The sequence below is a fragment of the Bacillus sp. VA13 genome, from assembly GCF_055710085.1.
In genome coordinates, this window is sequence record NZ_JBVQPP010000001.1 from 234,435 (window position 1) to 255,878 (window position 21,444).

Consider the following 21,444-nt stretch of genomic DNA (forward strand, 5'->3'; position numbering starts at 1 on the left):
ATTGTTAAACCATTTTAAACTTGACAAGGGCGATGAAAATACTCATTCCCTGTGAAGGTTCTGTATGTTGAGAAAACTAGACAATGTACATGCCGACACTTATTTAAGCAACAACCAAGTTCATAGCAAGAGGAGGTGAAAGTATGACCCCAATTATGATGGTTCTCATCTCCATTTTGCTGATTCTACTCGGTTTAGTTGTTGGCTACTTTGTTCGTAAAACCATTGCCGAAGCGAAAATTGCGGGCGCACGCGGTGCAGCCGAGCAAATTCTTGAAGATGCAAAGCGTGATGCTGAAGCACTGAAAAAAGAAGCTCTGCTTGAAGCAAAGGATGAAATCCACAAACTTCGAATAGATGCTGAACAGGAAGTTCGTGAAAGACGAAATGAGCTTCAAAAACAAGAAAACCGTTTACTCCAAAAGGAGGAAAACCTTGATCGCAAACATGAGGGAATTGATAAACGGGAAGCGATGTTGGAGAAGAAAGATCATTCTCTGAATGAACGACAACAACATATTGAAGAGATGGAAAGCAAAGTGGATGAGATGATTCGTATGCAGCAGTCAGAGTTGGAACGAATTTCGAGTCTGACTCGTGATGAAGCAAAACAAATCATTCTTGAGCGGGTTGAAAACGAGCTTTCACATGACATCGCCATCATGACAAAAGAAACTGAAAACCGCGCGAAAGAAGAGGCGGATAAGAAAGCGAAAAACATTCTTTCACTCGCCTTACAGCGCTGCGCAGCGGACCACGTTGCCGAAACAACGGTATCAGTTGTCAATCTTCCAAATGATGAGATGAAAGGACGTATCATCGGACGGGAAGGGCGTAACATTCGTACGCTTGAAACGCTGACAGGTATCGACCTGATTATTGATGATACGCCTGAAGCTGTCATTCTTTCCGGATTTGATCCGATCAGACGTGAGACAGCAAGGATTGCTCTTGATAAACTCGTTCAGGATGGCCGTATTCATCCGGCACGGATTGAAGAAATGGTTGAAAAATCTCGCCGCGAGGTCGATGACTATATTCGTGAGATGGGTGAGCAAACGACATTTGAGGTTGGCGTTCACGGCCTCCACCCAGATCTCATCAAGATCCTCGGCCGCTTAAAGTTCCGTACAAGCTACGGTCAAAATGTGCTTAAGCATTCCATGGAAGTCGCATTCTTGGCCGGTCTAATGGCATCGGAGCTTGGAGAAGACGCAAAGCTTGCTAAACGTGCGGGCCTTCTTCACGACATCGGGAAAGCAATTGACCATGAAGTAGAAGGAAGCCACGTTGAAATCGGGGTAGAGCTTGCGACCAAATATAAAGAGCACCCAGTCGTGATTAACAGTATTGCATCACACCACGGGGATGAGGAGCCGACTTCCATTATCGCTGTGCTGGTAGCTGCAGCAGATGCGCTTTCCGCTGCAAGACCTGGCGCGCGAAGTGAGACGCTCGAGAATTATATTCGAAGACTTGAAAAGCTCGAAGAAATTTCTGAGTCCTACGAAGGTGTTGAAAAATCATTTGCCATTCAGGCTGGACGCGAAGTGCGTATTATGGTGAAGCCGGATTCAATTAATGATCTTGAAGCTCATCGACTGGCGCGAGATATCCGTAAGCGAATTGAGGACGAGCTCGATTATCCAGGTCATATTAAAGTGACAGTAATCAGAGAAACTCGAGCCGTAGAGTATGCAAAATAAAGTGATGCGCTAAGCATCACTTTATTTTTTTGATGGTCAAGGAATTTTTAAGAAGAAAGGATTTACAAAATGAGAATTTTATTTATCGGAGATGTTGTCGGTTCACCGGGCCGTGACATGGTAAAAGAATATGTACCAAAGCTAAAAACAAAATATAAGCCTCACTTTACCATTATTAATGGTGAAAACGCCGCACATGGAAAAGGCCTGACGGAAAAAATTTATCACAGCTTAATCCAGTCCGGCGCAGATGCAATCACGATGGGGAACCACACATGGGATAAAAAAGAAATTTTCGATTTTATAGATGACGTTCCGAACTTGGTTCGCCCGGCAAACTTTCCTGAAGGAACACCGGGAAAAGGGATCACATATGTGAAAGCAAACGGCAAAGAGCTTGCCGTCATTAATTTGCAAGGACGTACGTTTTTACCGCCGCTTGATGATCCGTTTTTAAAAGCGGATGAATTGATTGCCGAAGCTTCGAAAAGAACACCGTACATTTTTATCGACTTCCATGCCGAAGCGACAAGTGAAAAGCTTGCACTCGGCTGGTACACAGACGGTCGGGCATCAGCTGTCGTCGGAACTCATACACACGTGCAAACAGCGGATAACCGCATTTTGCCGAAGGGGACGGCATATATTACTGATGTAGGAATGACTGGCCCATATGACGGTATACTGGGGATGGACAGAGAGACGATTATTAAGCGATTCAAAACGAACCTTCCAGTCCGCTTTACTGTCGCTGAAGGAAAAACAACGCTGAGCGGAGTTGTCATTGACATCGACGATCAAACGAAAAAGGCTGTCAAAATTGAACGTATTCTGATCAATGATGATCACATGTTCTTTGAATAATTAGCATAGGGTTATTTTATAAAAATATTAAAAAGAAAAGCAGGAATATAGCAACTTCTTAGTGAATATAGTAAAAATGGAAGGTAGCCCGCTATTTTTGAAAAGCATTGTGGGGATGGCTTTTTGGATAGCAACATCTAATAATGATTGTTCTAATGAACACTCACTTATCCATTGTAAAACTAAGGGGGAGCAGAAATGGAAATCTTAAAAGTTTCAGCAAAATCGAGTCCAAATTCAGTGGCAGGTGCACTTGCAGGTGTGTTAAGAGAGCGAGGGGCCGCCGAGATTCAAGCGATTGGAGCGGGTGCATTAAACCAGGCTGTAAAAGCTGTGGCGATTGCCAGGGGATTTGTGGCGCCAAGCGGCGTTGATTTGATTTGTATTCCGGCTTTTACTGATATTCAGATCGATGGGGAAGAAAGAACGGCGATTAAATTAATCGTGGAGCCTCGCTAAAAACAAATAAAGCATTCTCAACCTGTTTGCGTGAGCAAACAGGTTGTTTTTCATTTGTTGTGATATTTTCTTCCAATAGTATTTTCAGCATATAAATGACGGATATACACAAGTCAGAAATGTTTTAGAACGTTTCAGAAAAAAATTCCGCCCATTTTTCAAGACAGATACTTTTGTCTTTCTCAGAAAGACAGTGCTGTTTACGCTTATTCCATATCATGGTACAATCCGAATGTAATAAGAATTTTTCAAGGGGGATTGTACATGCGGAGTGGAAAGATGAAAGCTCTAATGAAAAAGGAGGGGTCGTTCGGTGCTGTACTGACTGAAGTTCCCATTCCTGAGATCGATAAACATGAAGTCCTCATAAAAGTGAAAGCTGCTTCCATATGCGGCACGGATGTGCACATTTATAATTGGGATCAATGGGCACGCCAGAGAATCAAAACTCCCTATGTTTTCGGCCATGAGTTCAGCGGCATTGTTGAAGCTGTAGGAGAGAATGCCGGCAATGTAAAAGTAGGGGAGTATGTGTCTGCTGAAACGCATATTGTCTGCGGTGAATGTGTCCCTTGCGTAACCGGAAAATCTCATGTTTGCACCAATACAGCTATTATTGGGGTGGACACGGCAGGCTGTTTTGCGGAGTATGTGAAAGTCCCCGCTGATAACGTTTGGAAGAATCCCGCCGATATGGACCCGGCGATTGCTTCCATTCAAGAACCTTTAGGAAATGCGGTTCACACAGTACTCGAGAGCCAGCCCGCAGGAGGAACAACTGCAGTCATCGGATGCGGACCGATTGGTCTTATGGCTGTTGCGGTTGCAAAAGCAGCAGGTGCTTCTCAAGTGATAGCGATTGATAAAAATGAATACAGGTTGGCGCTTGCCAAACAAATGGGAGCTACACGTACTGTTTCTATTGAAAAAGAAGATCCGCTCAAAATTGTAAGCGCTTTAACGAATGGGGAAGGAGTGGATCTCGTTTGTGAGATGTCGGGTCATCCCTCAGCGATTGCCCAAGGTCTTGCGATGGCTGCGAATGGCGGAAGATTTCATATTCTCAGCTTGCCGGAACATCCGGTGACAATTGATTTAACGAATAAAGTAGTATTTAAAGGACTTACGATTCAAGGAATCACAGGAAGAAAAATGTTTTCGACATGGCGGCAGGTGTCTCAATTGCTCAGCTCAAACGTGCTCGATCTTTCACCTGTTATTACCCATCAGTTTCCGTTAGAGGAGTTTGAGAAAGGATTTGAACTGATGAGAAGCGGCCAGTGCGGAAAAGTGATATTACTTCCATAAGGGGGATAAACATGATGAAGGAATTTGAGTTTTTAAAAACAGAGCTTGATAAAATGAAAGAAAACCATACATGGCAAGAGATCAAACAGCTTGAATCAATGCAGGGCCCAGCTGTCACAGTGAATCACAAAAACGTCATTCAGCTTTCTTCTAATAATTACCTCGGTTTTACTTCACACCCAAGACTCATCAAAGCCGCGCAGGAGGCCGTTCAGCAATTTGGGGCAGGCACCGGATCAGTGAGAACGATTGCCGGTACATTTACAATGCATCAAGAGCTTGAGAAAAAGCTGGCAGCCTTTAAAAAAACGGAGGCGGCACTTGTTTTCCAATCAGGCTTCACAACAAACCAAGGCGTACTTTCAAGTATTCTTTCAAAAGAGGATATTGTCATCTCAGATGAATTGAACCATGCCTCTATTATTGATGGAATCCGACTGACAAAGGCGGATAAAAAGGTGTATCAGCACGTCGATATGAGTGATTTAGAGAGGGTGCTGAGAAAGTCAATGAATTATCGGATGCGTCTGATTGTGACAGACGGCGTATTTTCCATGGATGGCAACATAGCTCCTTTGCCTGATATTGTAGAACTCGCTGAGAAATATGACGCATTTGTAATGGTAGATGACGCCCATGCATCGGGAGTGCTGGGTGAAAACGGCAGGGGAACGGTGAATCACTTCGGTCTGGACGGCAGAGTCCATATTCAGGTCGGAACGTTAAGCAAGGCAATCGGAGTGCTCGGCGGCTACGCCGCAGGTTCAAAGGTGCTGATCGATTATTTGCGCCATAAAGGCCGTCCGTTTTTATTCAGCACATCCCATCCGCCGGCTGTCACTGCAGCTTGTATGGAAGCGATTGATGTCTTGCTGGAAGAGCCGGAGCATATGGAGCGCTTGTGGGAGAATACGGCCTATTTTAAATCCATGCTGGTGAAAATGGGTCTGACGCTCACGCAGAGTGAGACGCCAATTCTTCCTATTTTAATAGGTGACGAAGGAGTGGCAAAGCAATTTTCTGATCAGCTCCTTTCTCGCGGCGTTTTTGCCCAAAGCATCGTTTTCCCGACTGTAGCAAAGGGAAAAGCCAGAATTCGCACGATTATTACCGCTGAGCACACTAAAGAAGAACTGGATGAGGCGCTTGCCGTCATCGAAAAGACGGCTAAGGAGCTCCAGCTATTGTAAGAGGAAGAGTATACTCTTCCTCTTTTGATTCCTTATTGATTATTATTCTCAATGAGTGTACAATGATAGGTTGCCAGTTGTGCAGAGCTTCAATAACCTTTATACTGAAGGGTGGAAGTTTGGTTTGAAAGGAGAAATCATGACATGAATGAAAAGCAAAAATTAGAGAGCGGACAAGTTAATCCATCGGACAAAAAATCCGAGAAGGATTACAGCAAGTACTTTGAAGCTGTTTATATTCCGCCTTCCTTAAAAGATGCGAAAAAACGAGGCAAGGAAGCCGTTACTTATCATAATGACTTTAAAATTTCTGAACAATTTAAAGGATTGGGAGACGGAAGAAAGTTCTATATCCGTACGTACGGCTGCCAAATGAATGAACACGATACAGAGGTTATGGCAGGGATCTTTATGGCGCTCGGTTACGAAGCGACAAACTCTGTTGATGATGCCAATGTCATTTTGTTAAACACATGTGCGATCCGTGAAAATGCCGAGAACAAGGTGTTTGGTGAGCTGGGGCACTTAAAAGCGCTGAAAAAAAACAATCCCGATCTGATTTTAGGCGTGTGTGGCTGTATGTCCCAAGAGGAATCAGTCGTGAACCGGATTTTGAAAAAGCATCCGTTTGTCGATATGATTTTCGGAACGCATAACATCCATCGCCTGCCAGAGCTTTTGTCAGAAGCATACCTTTCAAAAGAAATGGTCATAGAAGTTTGGTCCAAGGAAGGGGACGTTATTGAAAACCTTCCGAAAGTCCGGAACGGAAAAATTAAGGGCTGGGTCAATATCATGTACGGCTGTGACAAATTCTGTACGTATTGCATTGTGCCTTACACACGCGGAAAAGAAAGAAGCCGCCGCCCTGAAGAGATCATTCAGGAAGTGAGAAGGCTCGCAAGTGAAGGCTACAAGGAAATTACACTATTAGGTCAAAACGTAAACGCGTACGGAAAAGACTTTGAAGATATGACGTACGGCCTCGGTGATTTGATGGATGAGTTGAGAAAAATCGATATCCCGAGAATCCGTTTTACAACGAGTCATCCGCGTGACTTTGACGACCGTCTCATTGAAGTGCTGGCAAAAGGCGGAAACCTGCTTGATCACATTCATCTTCCGGTTCAATCAGGAAGCTCAGAGGTTCTGAAGCTGATGGCCCGCAAATATGACAGAGAGCGTTACATGGAGCTCGTGGGAAAAATTAAGGCAGCAATGCCGAACGCATCTTTGACAACGGACATTATCGTCGGATTCCCGAACGAAACGGACGAACAGTTTGAAGAAACGCTTTCTCTATACCGTGAAGTAGAGTTTGACAGCGCCTATACGTTCATTTACTCTCCGCGTGAGGGCACTCCGGCTGCCAAAATGAAGGATAATGTACCGATGCGCGTGAAAAAAGAACGTCTGCAGCGTCTGAACGCACTGGTGAATGAAATTTCTGCTAAAAAAATGAAGGAATACGAAGGCAAGGTTGTCGAAGTATTAGTTGAAGGTGAAAGCAAAAATAATCCTGATATTCTTGCCGGCTACACTGAAAAAAGCAAGCTTGTCAATTTCAAAGGGCCGAAGGAAGCCATCGGCAAAATCGTCCGCGTGAAAATCCAGCAAGCGAAAACATGGTCGCTTGACGGAGAAATGGTAGGAGAAGCAATCGAGGTGAAATAAGATGACGCTCTACTCAAAAAAAGACATTGTGCAGCAGGCACGAAACCTTGCAAAAATGATCTCTGAAACAGAAGAGGTTGATTTTTTCAAACGGGCTGAGGCGCAAATCAATGAGAATGACAAAGTGTCTACAATTGTTAATCAGATTAAAGCCCTGCAAAAGCAAGCTGTCAATCTGAAGCATTATGAAAAGCATGAGGCGCTCAAACAAGTAGAAGCAAAAATTGACGCGCTGCAAGAAGAGCTTGAAGAGATTCCTGTCATCCAGGAATTCAGAGACTCGCAGATGGAGGTAAATGACCTTCTGCAGCTCGTTGCACACACCATTTCCAATCAAGTCACAAATGAAATCATCACGTCAACCGGAGGCGACCTGCTGAAAGGGGAAACCGGTTCGAAGGTGAAACATTCAAATAACAGCTGTTCTCTCTAAACACGGTGCCTTTACTGGCCCGTGTTTTTTTATTCAAGCGGCTAAAAATGAACTAAATAATCTATGTACCAAATGTTCAATTTGTTTTTCTGTGCTCAGCCGCGAGTAAACTTTATCGCACTTAAAAGTAAAGTTTCTAGGCACGCCTGCATACAATGGAACAGAAACTTTGTATTTTTATATTTTATTTATAAAAATGCACACTAGACAAATGCCCAGCATAAGATAACACGAAGAAGAACAAGGAGGCATGCCGGAATGTCTGAATACAGGGAAATTATTACGAAGGCGGTAGTAGCGAAAGGCAGAAAATTCACCCAATGCACCAATACCATCTCCCCTGAGAAAAAACCGAGCAGCATTTTGGGTGGTTGGATCATTAACCACAAGTATGACGCTGAAAAAATCGGAAAAACAGTAGAAATTGAAGGGTATTATGATATAAACGTATGGTACTCTTACGCGGACAACACAAAAACAGAGGTTGTCACAGAACGGGTGAAATACGTAGATGTCATTAAACTCAGATACAGAGACAACAATTACTTAGATGATGAACATGAAGTAATTGCGAAAGTCCTTCAGCAGCCTAACTGTCTAGAAGTGACCATTTCACCGAATGGAAATAAAATTGTTGTGCAGGCAGAAAGGGAGTTTTTGGCTGAAGTGGTAGGAGAAACAAAGGTAGTGGTTGAGGTCAATCCTGATTGGGAAGAGGAAGACGAAGAAGATTGGGAAGATGAGCTTGATGAAGAGCTGGAAGACATCAACCCGGAATTTTTAGTGGGAGATCCTGAAGAATAAAAAAGGGACTAGGGGAGACAGTACCCCCAAGTCTCTTTTTTATATTGATATATCATTCTTTTATCACTTTTTGTTTATGTTATAATGAAGGTTGGAAAATAGAAACGTTGATACATAGTGAGGGATTAAACAATGGCCGGTTATACGCCTATGATACAGCAATATTTAAAAATAAAGGCAGAGCACCAGGATGCCTTTTTATTTTTTCGCCTTGGTGATTTTTACGAAATGTTTTTTGAGGACGCCAAAAAAGCGTCACAAGAGCTGGAAATTACGTTAACAAGCAGAGACGGCGGTGCGGCTGAAAAAATACCGATGTGCGGTGTGCCGTATCATTCTGCTTCCGCGTATATTGAGCAGCTGATTAAAAAAGGGTATAAAGTGGCTATCTGTGAACAGACGGAAGATCCGAAAGCCGCAAAGGGCGTTGTGAAACGAGAAGTGGTTCAGCTTATTACACCCGGAACTGTAATGGACGGCAAAGGCATCCATGAATCAGAAAACAACTTTATCGCGTCTGTTTCCGTCTGCTCGAATGGATACGGGCTGGCGCTGTCTGATTTAACAACGGGAGAAAATTTGGCTGTCTTGATTGAACGGCTCGAAGATGTCATATCAGAAATTTATTCAGTCGGCGCACGGGAAATCGTCGTTTCAGGCAGCTTGGATGCCGATACGGTCGCACAGCTGAAAGAGCGGTGCGGTGCAACGATCTCAATTGAAGATGGTGAAACAGACGAACACGTAATGATCATTGAGCATTTAGATAATGAAGATGTAACAAAAACATTTTTACGCTTGTATACGTATCTGAAAAGAACCCAAAAGCGCAGTCTTGATCATCTTCAGCCCGTACAGGTGTATGAGCTTGAGGAAGCGATGAAAATTGATTTGTACTCAAAGCGAAATCTGGAGCTGACTGAAACGATCCGTTCGAAAAATAAAAAAGGTTCCCTTTTGTGGCTGCTGGATGAAACAAAAACTGCAATGGGAGGCCGGCTGCTTAAACAGTGGATTGACCGGCCGCTTATCAGAGTCAATCAAATCGAAGAGCGCCAAGAAATGGTGGAAACATTGATGTCCCATTTCTTCGAACGGGAAGACCTGCGTGAACGGTTAAAAGAAGTATATGACCTAGAACGCCTTGCAGGCCGCGTTGCATTTGGAAATGTCAATGCAAGGGATTTGATTCAACTGAAGGAATCGTTAAAGCAAGTGCCTGGCATTAAACAGCTGGTTGCTTCACTGGCTCATGACAAGGCCAAGGAACGTGCGGAACGGATTGATCCTTGCGGGGATGTGCTTGAATTGCTGGAAGAAGCGCTGTACGCAAACCCTCCTTTATCGTTAAAAGAAGGGAACCTGATTAAAGACGGATACAATCAAAAGCTTGATGAATACCGTGACGCAAGCAGAAACGGAAAAGACTGGATTGCCCGCTTGGAACAGCAGGAGCGCGAATATACGGGCATTCGCTCTTTAAAGGTCGGCTTCAATAAAGTTTTCGGTTATTATATTGAAGTGACAAGAGCGAATTTGCATTTGCTTGAGGAAGGGCGATATGAGCGGAAGCAAACGTTAACGAATGCAGAGCGCTACATTACACCTGAATTAAAAGAAAAAGAAGCGCTCATTTTAGAAGCAGAAAATAACATCTGTGAACTGGAGTATGAGCTGTTTACCGAGCTGCGCGAGAAAGTGAAGCAGTATATTCCGCGGCTGCAGCAGCTTGCCAAACAGATGAGCGAGCTGGACGCACTGCAATGCTTTGCGACAATCAGTGAAAATCGTCACTACACGAAACCTGAGTTTTCTAAAGATGAAGTCGAAGTGGTAGAAGGCAGACACCCGGTTGTTGAAAAAGTCATGGACAGCCAGGAATACGTCCCGAACAATTGTATGATGGGCGATAACAGACAAATGCTTCTCATTACCGGTCCAAACATGTCAGGGAAGAGCACGTATATGAGACAAATTGCGCTCATTTCCATCATGGCGCAAATCGGCTGCTTTGTACCTGCGAAAAAAGCGGTGCTTCCGATTTTTGATCAAATTTTTACGCGAATCGGCGCTGCGGATGATTTGATTTCCGGACAAAGTACATTTATGGTGGAAATGCTTGAAGCTAAAAATGCGATTGTAAATGCGACGAAAAACAGTCTGATTTTGTTTGACGAAATCGGGCGGGGAACGTCCACTTATGACGGTATGGCGCTGGCACAGGCGATTATCGAATACGTTCACGATCATATCGGCGCCAAGACGCTGTTCAGCACGCACTATCATGAGCTGACCGTTCTTGAGGACAAGCTGCCGCAGCTGAAAAACGTTCATGTTCGGGCTGAGGAATATAATGGAACGGTTGTCTTTCTTCATCAAATTAAAGAAGGGGCCGCTGACAAAAGCTACGGTATCCATGTAGCCCAGCTTGCTGAACTGCCGGAAGATCTTATTTCGCGCGCTCAAGATATTTTAAAAGAGCTTGAGCATTCAGGGAACAAACCGGAAGTGCCGGTGCAGAAACCTCAGGTGAAAGAAGAGCCGGCACAGCTGTCCTTTTTTGCCGAAGCGGAAAAGCGGGTGGAAGCGCCAAAGCTTTCAAAAAAAGAAAAGCAAGTGCTCGATGCTTTCAAATCACTTAATATATTGGATATGACACCGCTTGAAGCGATGAATGAAATGTATAAGCTGCAAAAGAAATTACATTAAAACGGGGTGATGAATGTGGCAAAAGTCATCCAGCTGTCAGATGAGCTTTCAAATAAAATAGCGGCAGGCGAGGTTGTGGAGCGGCCCGCCTCAGTCGTCAAAGAGTTGGTGGAAAATGCGATTGACGCTGACAGCACAGTCATTGAAATCGATATTGAGGAAGCAGGCCTTGCATCCATTCGGGTACTGGATAACGGCGAAGGAATGGAAAATGAAGATTGCAAGCGTGCTTTCCGCCGCCACGCAACGAGTAAAATAAAAGATGAAAATGATTTATTCAGGGTGAGAACGCTTGGTTTTAGGGGAGAGGCACTGCCGAGTATCGCGTCAGTCTCTCATCTAGAGATTACGACAAGCACCGGTGAAGGAGCAGGGACGAAGCTCGTACTCCAAGGAGGAAACATGATTTCTGAATCGCGTTCCTCAAGCAGAAAGGGAACTGAAATTGTCGTTTCCAATCTGTTTTTTAACACACCGGCCCGTTTGAAATATATGAAAACCGTTCATACAGAGCTTGGGAACATTACAGATGTGGTCAACCGTATTGCTCTGGCCCATCCAGAGGTATCAATCCGCCTGCGCCATCATGGGAAAAACCTGCTTCAAACGAACGGAAACGGAGATGTGCGCCATGTCCTGGCAGCGATTTACGGCACGGCTGTCGCCAAAAAAATGCTTCCGCTACATGTGAGCTCATTGGATTTTGAAGTTAAGGGATATATCGCCCTCCCAGAGATTACACGGGCGTCGAGAAACTATATGTCGTCTGTCATCAATGGCCGTTATATTAAAAATTTCCCGCTTGTCAAAGCGGTGCACGAAGGATATCATACGCTTCTGCCGATTGGACGCCATCCAATAACCTTTATAGAAATTACGATGGACCCGATTTTAGTTGATGTCAACGTGCACCCATCGAAGCTTGAGGTCCGTCTCAGCAAGGAAACAGAGCTTCATGACTTAATTCGTGACGGAATAAAAGATGTATTTAAACAGCAGCAGCTGATTCCAAGTGCCCAGCTCCCGAAAAAATCGGCACCTGCCATCAAAAATGAGCAGCAGTTCATAACCTTTGATGAAAAGCCTGCGGAAAGAAAAGTACCGGAAAAAGCGCCTGCGCCATCTTATTCACCAATGAAGCTCAGCTCAGTCGTGAAAGAGCCGGTTAATACGGAGGAAGAATTGCCCTCTGCTCAATTTGATACTCCACCTAGCTTTGATCAGGAACATAGGATTGAAGTGCCTGATGTTTCAGAAGATCAGCCTGTGGCTTTTGAGCAGGAACACCATCAAGAAGAACATCCTGAGCCAACGTCTGAGCGGGTTCCGATTATGTACCCGATCGGCCAGATGCATGGGACTTATATATTGGCACAAAACGAAAACGGCCTGTATATTATCGACCAGCACGCCGCCCAAGAGCGTATTAAGTACGAATATTTCCGCGAAAAGGTGGGAGAGGTTGAGCCTGAGGTGCAGGATATGATCGTGCCGCTGACGTTCCATTACTCCACGAACGAGGCGCTGATTATTGAACAGCACAAACAAGAACTGGAAAGCGTCGGTGTCTTTTTAGAGTCATTCGGCTCAAACAGCTACATCGTCCGCTGCCACCCGGCTTGGTTTCCAAAGGGAGAAGAAGCCGAGCTGATAGAAGAAATCATTCAGCAGGTGCTCGATTCCAAACATATTGATATTAAAAAACTGCGCGAGGAAGCGGCGATTATGATGAGCTGCAAGGGCTCCATCAAAGCAAACCGCCACCTTAGAAACGACGAAATCAAGGCGCTTCTAGACGATCTCCGAAGCACATCAGACCCATTTACATGCCCGCACGGCCGTCCGATCATCATTCACCATTCCACTTATGAGATGGAAAAGATGTTCAAACGCGTGATGTAGCGGGATTGGGCGAAGAGGAAAATTTAGCATTGAGACATTCTTTGAATGGATCAATGCTTTTTTTGTACTGATTTGAAGTAATCAATTAAAAGAAACTATTGTAAACGTGTGAACAGTGTTAATGCATAATAGTTCATGGATACATTCCTCTGCATAACAAAATTGTAATTTACAAGTAATTGAAATTAATGTATATTTTGGACAAGGGGGGGTGGGAACATGGCATGTGGTCCAAATATGATTATCGTTTTGAATGAACTCGATGATCCGAATGTAAGAATAATTGTAGAATGCAGAATTTAAATTAAATCATTGTGGTTTGCTTCCTGTTCATGTGAACAGGGAGTTTTATTTTGAATTATGAAAGGAAAATACTTGTTTTATCCGCTTTTATAACTGGTAATGTCAAAATATAAGGAGTTGTGGAATTGTACTCTGTTTTCTGCCATATCTATCATTATCGATTCTATGATTCCACTCATCATTTTACATTTTATTGTGGACTATCTTCCAAATTAGATGATGAGAATGATATAAAACAAAAACGCTTAATTTATCACAGGCAATTTTAAGCTGCTTCCCCATTTGGCTGGTCAAATGCAAGTTCAATGAAAGCCATCAAAGCTGATATCACAACAAGCAAGACATCTGGAATATATATAGACTGCATATAGTAATCTGCAAAACAGATCGTTATGAAATTGCTCACAAAGTACAGTATAAAAGCAAAAAGTGCAGTTTTTTTCAATGAAAGTGATCTTGCCAAAATCATAGAGATAATCTTTGTAAGCGGGTCTATGATCAAGCCGACAGCAAAACAGACTAAAATAAATAAAACTAATGTTTGATTTGAATCATATGTGACGCCCAGTATAGAGAATAATCCTTTGATCCCAAAAAAATAGCCGCCGAAGATTACTACAAGTGCAATAGCAACGATAAAAGTGATAGAGACAATTTCGATTAATTTTGATCTTAGATTAAAATCTTTAGAGTGTTCGTTCTGTTCTTTTTGGCTCAAGTATAACACTCCCTTCACCTGCTTACTCATACAAACAGTTACTCTTGAATTAGCCCAAAATATCTATAAGTCTGTTTTCTAATGAAAATAGTATAACATATTTTGACAAAACCAAAAAAGGTCCTTTCCGCTGGGGAAGGACCTTTTTCATCATGTTAACTCCTGAGATTCGCCGAAGCTTTCTCTTTTTTTGGCCAAATAAAATAGCTGGCAGTAATGAGAAAGTCAATGCCTATGATGACAGTCCACAGTTTAAGAATGCCGCTCAATGCCTCGGTTCGGGCGGAATCATTGATAAAATAGATCATCCCTGCTAATAGTCCTGCACCAATTAGGTAGGCCAGCACATGTCTTATCCAGCCTTTCGCATAGTGCTTGGCATAATCCATTCCAAAACGTTTCAGCGGTTTTGCGCCTTTTTTTGTTACATAATATTGAAATTTTTCATCTGCCCATTGAATCATTTGTTTCCCATAGGCGATCGATATCCCGATGTAAACAGCAGCAATCCCATGGGCAGCAGTCGCTGAGGCTCCGCGGTAAAGGTCCACACCAGTTGCCGCTAATAAGATCAAATCGATAACTGGAGTTAAGGCAAGGAATAGCAGTCCTAATGTATGCTGTTTGAATAGGTAGCGTACAGCAAGCCCTAAAACAATCACAACCCAAAACGCAATTTCACAGAAGACAATCATCCATGCGATACCGTTCAATCCATTCCCCTCTTTTCAGTACAGTTGTATTATTTAAATAATATGTTACCATCTTTGTTTTTGCAATACAACTGTATTATAAAATTGCTCTCTTATTTTTTTCTTGTTACAATAAAGCTATGCCAAAACAAATTGACCATGAGAAAAGAAGAAAAGAAATTGCAGAAGCAACGTGGCGGGTGATTTTAGAACGGGGGATGGAGGGAGCCTCAGCCAGGAACATTGCAAAGGAAGCAGGATTGTCATTAGGTGCGCTGCGCCATTATTTTTCTACTCAGGATGAACTGCTTGTTTTTGCAATGAAACTCGTTCAAGAAAAGGTGATGGCCCGAATTAAGGACATTACAATGAGGAATGTGCCCCCTAAGGAAAAAGTGTTACATATTTTGCTTGAAATTGTCCCAACGAATGAAGAAACGGTAAGAGAGATGGAGGTGTGGTTCGCTTTTACGGTTTACGCCAGACATAAAAAGGATATGTTTGATGCGAATCATGACGGAATTTACAGCGGCATGCGGAATCTGATTGCCTATTTAGATGAATTCGATTTACTGAGGCAGGATGCTGATAAAGATATTGAAGCTGAGAGACTTTACGCGCTTATTGATGGCTTGGCTTTACATGCGATGCTTGACCCTGTGAGAGTGAATAAAGACAGGATCAAACGTGTCATTATGCAGCATGTAGAATCAATTTGCGTGAAAGAAACAAATGAGACAGAAGAAAGAAATCCCTAAGATATAGTGCGAAAAAGCTATTCTCGTTGGACATGCTTCCAGAAGAATAGCTTTTTTATATGCAGAAGGAACAAGGGTCTCTGAAAAAAAATGGAAAACAATCATGCTGTTTGGTAAAGTGGAATGAAAGACGACTGAGGGTTGAACAGTTTGCCCATCATTTAAGAACTTTACATGATAGGAATGGTGTAAATGAATCTTACGTATAAGGTACATCCAATTAAAACTAGCTATCAGGGCTGGACGAATTATTGCTATATCATTGAAGATATTGTAAGCAGATCTGCAATTGTTGTTGATCCCTCATGGGAACTGAGTAAAATAACAACTAAACTTTCCGAGCTGGAAGTTGAATTAACAGCAATCGCATTAACACACTCTCATTATGATCACGTTAACCTGGTAGAGCCGCTGACGAAGATGTTTAACGTTCAAGTTTATATGTCGAAAAAAGAAATTGATTATTATCAATTCAGCTGCCGAAATTTAATTGGCTTGCATGATCATCAGACGATCAGCATAGGCAACACAAGAGCGCAATGCCTTCTCACACCGGGGCATACAGCCGGCGGAATGTGTTATTTGTTTTCTGAAAGTATGTTTACCGGAGATACGGTATTTACAGAAGGGTGCGGCATATGTGAGGATGATGGAAGTTCTGCAGAAGAGATGTTCAGAAGCATTCAAAGGATTAAGTCGGAGGTTTCTCCCTATGTACGGGTTTATCCTGGTCACTCATTTGGCAAAACACCCGGCCATACGATAGAGGATCTTTTTCAGTATAATATTTACTTTCAAATTGATAAAAAAGAATATTTTGTGAAATTTCGCACTCGTAAAAACCAAAAAGGTATTTTTGATTTTAAATAAGCCTTCTGAATCTATTATCCTATTTTCCTTCGAATATCTAAATGATTGGTCATTTTTAAAATGATTATATAGAACGATTTTATTTATTTCGAACAAGGCTCAGGAGATAAGATAAAGCGTATTCTCATCATATCCGCGCCCTATACGTGATACAGGTCATTTTTCTTATGTTCTGCTATATCCCCTGATCCTTTATGCCTCAATTGAAAAAATCAGGAAAACAATCGAGTAAACTGTAGGAAAAATTAACTTGACGGATAATATTTACAGAGGTTACCATCAACATGAACATGCTACTATTTATCCGGTCATCACTATTTTTTATAAAATGATACAGAAGTGAAACACATCTACTAATCGGAAAGGTGGCTTTGAGAGAATGATCACATATGTTTTTCCGGGCCAGGGTTCACAGAAACAGGGAATGGGCAGCGATCTATTTGATGAATTTAAAGAACTGACGGCTCAGGCAGATGAGATCTTAGGATATTCAATCAAACGTCTTTGCATGGAAAATCCTTATTCCAATTTAAACAAAACGCAATTTACCCAGCCGGCATTATATGTGGTAAACGCATTAAGCTATCTGAAAAAAATCAGGGAAGCAGAAGCTAAGCCTTACTTTGTCGCCGGGCACAGCTTGGGTGAGTACAATGCGTTATTTGCAGCTGGAGCCTTTGATTTTGAGACAGGTTTAAAGCTTGTCAGAAAAAGAGGCGAGCTGATGAGTATGGTGAGCAACGGCGGTATGGCCGCTATTATGGGATTAAATGAAGAGCAGGTTGCAAAGGCTCTGAAAGAATATCATTTACACGATGTTGATATCGCCAATGTGAACGCCCCATATCAAATTGTGATTTCAGGAAAAAAAGATGAGATTGAAAAAGCCGCATCTCTTTTTGAAACGATGACTGAAGTTACAATGGTACTCCCCTTAAACGTAAGCGGCGCGTTTCATTCCAGATACATGAATAAAGCAAAAGAAGAATTCGAACAGTTCCTTCAAACCTTTCATTTTTCACCTCTGTCTATCCCGGTTATTTCGAATGTGTATGCCAAACCGTATACATACGAATTAATGAAGCAAACGCTGGCTGATCAAATCAATCATTCAGTGAAATGGACTAAGAGCATAAGCTACTTAATGAAAAAAGGCCAAATGGAGTTTGAGGAAATAGGACCTGGAAATGTTTTAACAGGGTTAATTCATCGCATAAAAAAAGATGCAGAGCCAATGCCCCGCTAAAACGAATTGTTCCTGAGACCCATGCACCGTATGAACAGGCTAAGGACAGATTTTCTTTTATTAAGGTATAAAGTTTTGGAGATGTAATCGTTCTAAAGACACTGTTTCTGAATGAATAAGTTTATATACTGTTACATAAAGAGGCTGATAAAACATATCCGCACGATATTTGAACTATGTCCAGTCAGCCGGCATATCATGACAGACCATCGCTCTCACATCAAGATGGCCTTCTATTTAACCGCACCCAAATCATAGAGTCGATGTTCTTTGCTGATCCTGTCATTATGTTATATCAATTTTGAGATATCAACATACGCCTAGACCACTTCATAATAGAGCCGCATCCAGAGCACCAAAAGCAATCCTCCTAAAAGTTGATTCTTCTTATTTTTTACATTATGTCTTTTCAATTAAATATCACATTTCACTCGCTGCTGTGTATTGTATACATTGAGAGAAATCTAAATAGCCGTCATAAATATAAAAAAAGTAGGTTATGCATATGAATGAACCGCTCGTTTTTATGTTTTCCGGACAAGGTTCCCAGTACTATCATATGGGGAAGGAATTATTTAAGGAAAATATCGTGTTTCGTCAATCGATGCTTGAAATGGATGCCATTGCAGCGCGGCGAATCGGAACATCCATTGTTGAAGAAATTTATCATCCGGCTAAACGTGTGGCGGAACCGTTTGACAGCCTTCTTTTTTCCCACCCTGCAATCTTTATGGTTGAGTATTCTTTATACAAAGTTTTAGAAGATAGGGGAATCTATCCTGATTACGTATTGGGATCAAGTCTGGGAGAATTCGCATCGGCCGCTGTTTCAGGTGTGTCAGACGCAGAGAATATACTGGATTGCATACTTGAACAGGCTATAGTCATCCAAAAATCTTGCGATAAAGGGAAAATGCTTGCCATTCTTGATAAACCGCAATTACTGAATGATTATCCGCAGCTGTTTGGAAATAGTGAACTCATTTCTCTCAATTACGATTCGCACTTCGTCATTTCTGGTGAAGAAGAAAACATAAAGCAGATCATGGAGGCTTTAAAAGAGAAACAGATTCTTTGCCAGCTGTTGCCTGTGTCTTATGCCTTTCATTCTTCGCTTATTGATCCGGCAGAAAGCGCCTATGCAGAATTTTTAAGATCAATCTCTTTTAAAAAACCTTCAATACCGGTTATATCGAGTTTAACGGGAAGCTGCCTTCACGAAATGGACAAGCATTTCTTTTGGAATGCGGTCAGAGAGCCAATGAAATTTCGCGAAGCGATTCGATATTTGGAAAGCCAGCATACATGCCGGTTTATCGATTTAGGTCCGTCCGGCACCTTAACTGCTTTTGTGAAACAGCTGATCCCGGGAGATTCAACTAACCGCTGCTGCTCGATTATGACACCATTTCATCAGGAGCTGAAAAATCTGAATACGGTTGAGTGTTTCCGTAAACCAGAAAGGAAGTTTACAAGATGATTACATATGTTTTTCCAGGGCAAGGCTCCCAGCAAAAGGGGATGGGACAAGGGCTATTTGAACACTATCAGGATTTGACTGACCAAGCAGATCAAATATTGGGCTATTCAATAGAAAAGCTCTGTACCGAAAAATCCTATTTGGATTTAAACCATACCCAGTACACGCAGCCGGCTTTGTACGTCGTCAATGCACTCAATTATTTGAAGAGGGTAGAGGAGACCGGCAGAAAACCTGATTTTGTGGCCGGACATAGCTTAGGAGAATACAATGCGCTGTTTGCAGCGGGTGCATTTGATTTTGAAACAGGATTAAGACTTGTCAAAAAAAGAGGCGAACTGATGGGACGAATTACAGGAGGCGGAATGGCTGCTGTGATCGGCTTGAATAGGGAACAAGTTACAGCCGTTTTAGAAGAGCACCGTCTCCATGACATTGATGTGGCAAATGAAAATACGCCCCGGCAAATTGTGATTTCCGGCCAAAAAAAAGAGATTGAAAAAGCCCGAACGGTTTTTGAAAACACCAAGGATGTAAAGCTGTTTCATCCTTTAAACGTAAGCGGAGCTTTTCATTCCAGATATATGAATGAAGCAAAACAGGAATTTAAGCAATTTATTGACTCATTCCATTTTAGGCCTTTGGCTATCCCGGTTATCTCGAATGTCTATGCAGAGCCGTATCGTCAGGACAGGTTAAAAGAGACGTTATCTGAACAAATGGACAGCACAGTGAAATGGACGGGCAGCATACGTTTTCTGATGGGAAGAGGAGAAATGGAGTTTGAAGAGATCGGGCCTGGAACTGTGTTAACCGGCCTCATCCATCGGATTAAAAATGAAGCAGAACCATTAACACATGCACCCGATAAGAAACATGCTTCAAGTCATCCAGAAGCTGCTGACCATCGACCTAATGTTCAAGCTGGGATTACGGCAGAGTCATTAGGAAGTGATGAGTTTAAGCGGGATTATCATCTTACATATGCTTATCTTGCAGGAGGAATGTACCGCGGCATTGCTTCGAAAGAAATGGTAGTAAAGCTGTCAAGAGCGGGAATGATGGGGTTCTTTGGCACAGGCGGCCTGAGCCTGAATGAGGTTGAAGATGCCATCCTCACCATTCAAGGGGAGTTAGGGGAAGGACAAGCCTATGGCATCAATCTCGTCCACAATATGAAACATACTGAATCAGAAGAAAAAATGATCGATCTATTATTAAAGCATCAAGTGAGAAATGTAGAAGCTTCAGCATTTTTAAGTGTCACTCCCGCATTGATAAGGTATCGCGCAAAAGGAGTGAAACGAAACCACAATGGTGAAATTATATGCTCAAATCGTATCATTGCGAAAATATCACGGCCGGAAGTTGCAGAATCATTTCTGAGTCCTGCGCCTGAGAATATGCTGCAAAAGCTTTTAGGAGAAAATAAAATCACAGTGAATGAAGCTGAATTATTGCGGTGCATTCCGATGGCTGACGATATTTGTGTGGAAGCTGATTCAGGCGGTCATACAGATGGCGGTGTAGCATACAGCCTGATGCCGGCGATGACATCATTAAGAGATGAAATGATGAAAAAATATCAATATCCGAAAAAAATTAGAGTTGGTGCAGCTGGAGGAATTGGAACGCCTGATGCAGCGGTGGCAGCTTTTATGCTTGGTGCGGATTTTATTGTTACAGGCTCAATCAATCAATGTACGGTTGAGGCGAAAACAAGTGATAAAGTAAAGGATTTGCTTCAGCAGATGAATGTACAAGATACAGCCTATGCGCCTGCGGGTGATATGTTTGAATCGGGCAGCAAAGTGCAAGTGCTGAAGAAAGGCGTGTTCTTTCCGGCGCGGGCAAGCAAATTATATGAACTGTACCAGCGATATGGGTCAATACGTGAGCTGGATGCAAAGACGTTGACTCAGCTTGAGGAGAAATACTTCAAACGCAGTATAGAAGATATATATGAAGATATTACATTACATTATCCCGCGGCAGAAATTGAGAAGGCTGAACGAAATCCGAAACATAAAATGGCTCTGATTTTCAGGTGGTACTTCAGATACAGCTCCAACTTGGCAATCAGCGGAAGCGAACATTCGAAGGTCGATTATCAAATTCACTGCGGTCCGGCTTTAGGAGCTTTTAATCAATGGGTCAAAGGATCGGAATTAGAAAACTGGCGCAATCGCCATGTGGATGAGATCGGAAAAACATTAATGACAGAAACGGCAGCATTGCTTCATGAACGGATGCAATCAATGTATCAACCTTCGTATTAATCAGATAGCAGAAGATCAATAGTTAGAATATTGCGTAAATATACCCATA

At 42.5% G+C, this 21,444-nt stretch carries 17 protein-coding genes and 1 pseudogene; 16 read left to right on the forward strand and 2 right to left on the reverse strand.

Annotated features, from left to right (window positions below):
• Positions 1-143: 143 nt before the first annotated feature.
• The 10 genes from rny to mutL all read left to right on the forward strand — a co-directional run bounded on the left by rny (position 144) and on the right by mutL (position 13,049).
• Positions 144-1,706, forward strand: a complete 1,563-nt coding sequence (rny, locus tag AC0C66_RS01190; protein ID WP_003221010.1) for a ribonuclease Y — start codon at positions 144-146, stop codon at positions 1,704-1,706.
• Between the two features lie 69 nt (positions 1,707-1,775).
• A complete protein-coding gene (gene ymdB / locus AC0C66_RS01195; RefSeq protein WP_003221012.1) occupies positions 1,776-2,570 on the forward strand; it encodes a 2',3'-cyclic-nucleotide 2'-phosphodiesterase in 795 nt (264 codons plus the stop codon).
• Between the two features lie 198 nt (positions 2,571-2,768).
• Entirely contained in the window at positions 2,769-3,029 is a 261-nt protein-coding gene (gene spoVS, locus AC0C66_RS01200; protein ID WP_003154135.1) for a stage V sporulation protein SpoVS, read from the forward strand.
• A 264-nt stretch (positions 3,030-3,293) separates the two neighbouring features.
• Entirely contained in the window at positions 3,294-4,337 is a 1,044-nt protein-coding gene (tdh, locus tag AC0C66_RS01205) for an L-threonine 3-dehydrogenase (protein ID WP_072182673.1), read from the forward strand.
• Positions 4,338-4,348: 11 nt separating this feature from the next.
• Positions 4,349-5,527 (forward strand): glycine C-acetyltransferase, encoded by a 1,179-nt coding sequence (locus tag AC0C66_RS01210; RefSeq protein ID WP_014113842.1) that lies wholly within the window; start codon positions 4,349-4,351, stop codon positions 5,525-5,527.
• A 144-nt stretch (positions 5,528-5,671) separates the two neighbouring features.
• Positions 5,672-7,201: a tRNA (N6-isopentenyl adenosine(37)-C2)-methylthiotransferase MiaB gene (gene miaB, locus AC0C66_RS01215; protein WP_079287760.1), complete on the forward strand. Its 1,530-nt coding sequence runs from the start codon at positions 5,672-5,674 to the stop codon at positions 7,199-7,201.
• Between the two features lies 1 nt (position 7,202).
• Entirely contained in the window at positions 7,203-7,634 is a 432-nt protein-coding gene (gene ricA / locus AC0C66_RS01220; protein ID WP_003231834.1) for a regulatory iron-sulfur-containing complex subunit RicA, read from the forward strand.
• Positions 7,635-7,892: 258 nt separating this feature from the next.
• Entirely contained in the window at positions 7,893-8,438 is a 546-nt protein-coding gene (gene cotE, locus AC0C66_RS01225) for an outer spore coat protein CotE (protein WP_003221022.1), read from the forward strand.
• Positions 8,439-8,570: 132 nt separating this feature from the next.
• Positions 8,571-11,147: a DNA mismatch repair protein MutS gene (gene mutS, locus AC0C66_RS01230; RefSeq protein ID WP_072182671.1), complete on the forward strand. Its 2,577-nt coding sequence runs from the start codon at positions 8,571-8,573 to the stop codon at positions 11,145-11,147.
• Between the two features lie 15 nt (positions 11,148-11,162).
• Positions 11,163-13,049, forward strand: a complete 1,887-nt coding sequence (gene mutL / locus AC0C66_RS01235; RefSeq protein WP_072182670.1) for a DNA mismatch repair endonuclease MutL — start codon at positions 11,163-11,165, stop codon at positions 13,047-13,049.
• Positions 13,050-13,617: 568 nt separating this feature from the next.
• On the opposite strand, the gene AC0C66_RS01240 is transcribed toward mutL, so the two are convergent.
• On the reverse strand, positions 13,618-14,070 hold the full coding sequence (locus AC0C66_RS01240; protein WP_072182669.1) for a regulatory YrvL family protein: 453 nt from the start codon (positions 14,068-14,070) through the stop codon (positions 13,618-13,620).
• A 155-nt stretch (positions 14,071-14,225) separates the two neighbouring features.
• Positions 14,226-14,783 carry a hypothetical protein gene (locus AC0C66_RS01245; RefSeq protein ID WP_072182668.1) on the reverse strand — a complete coding sequence of 186 codons (558 nt, stop codon included), beginning with the start codon at positions 14,781-14,783 and terminating at the stop codon, positions 14,226-14,228.
• A gap of 119 nt (positions 14,784-14,902) precedes the next feature.
• Between AC0C66_RS01245 and AC0C66_RS01250 the strand changes: the two genes are divergently transcribed.
• The 6 genes and pseudogenes from AC0C66_RS01250 (at position 14,903) to fabD (AC0C66_RS01275) (ending at position 21,395) form a co-directional block, all read left to right on the forward strand.
• The gene (locus AC0C66_RS01250; protein WP_014113847.1) at positions 14,903-15,520 is read left to right on the forward strand and encodes a TetR/AcrR family transcriptional regulator; all 618 of its coding nucleotides are present in this window, start codon (positions 14,903-14,905) and stop codon (positions 15,518-15,520) included.
• Positions 15,521-15,712: 192 nt separating this feature from the next.
• Positions 15,713-16,390, forward strand: a complete 678-nt coding sequence (locus AC0C66_RS01255) for an MBL fold metallo-hydrolase (RefSeq protein WP_072183170.1) — start codon at positions 15,713-15,715, stop codon at positions 16,388-16,390.
• Between the two features lie 111 nt (positions 16,391-16,501).
• Positions 16,502-16,773, forward strand: a pseudogene (locus AC0C66_RS01260) (hypothetical protein).
• Entirely contained in the window at positions 16,770-17,636 is an 867-nt protein-coding gene (gene fabD / locus AC0C66_RS01265) for an ACP S-malonyltransferase (protein ID WP_072183169.1), read from the forward strand. Before AC0C66_RS01260 ends, fabD (AC0C66_RS01265) begins: the two are co-directional and overlap by 4 nt.
• Before the next feature lie 505 nt (positions 17,637-18,141).
• Entirely contained in the window at positions 18,142-19,116 is a 975-nt protein-coding gene (locus AC0C66_RS01270; RefSeq protein ID WP_461845561.1) for an acyltransferase domain-containing protein, read from the forward strand.
• Positions 19,113-21,395, forward strand: coding sequence for an ACP S-malonyltransferase (gene fabD, locus AC0C66_RS01275; protein WP_072183167.1), 2,283 nt, complete (start codon positions 19,113-19,115; stop codon positions 21,393-21,395). Before AC0C66_RS01270 ends, fabD (AC0C66_RS01275) begins: the two co-directional genes overlap by 4 nt.
• Positions 21,396-21,444 lie beyond the last annotated feature (49 nt).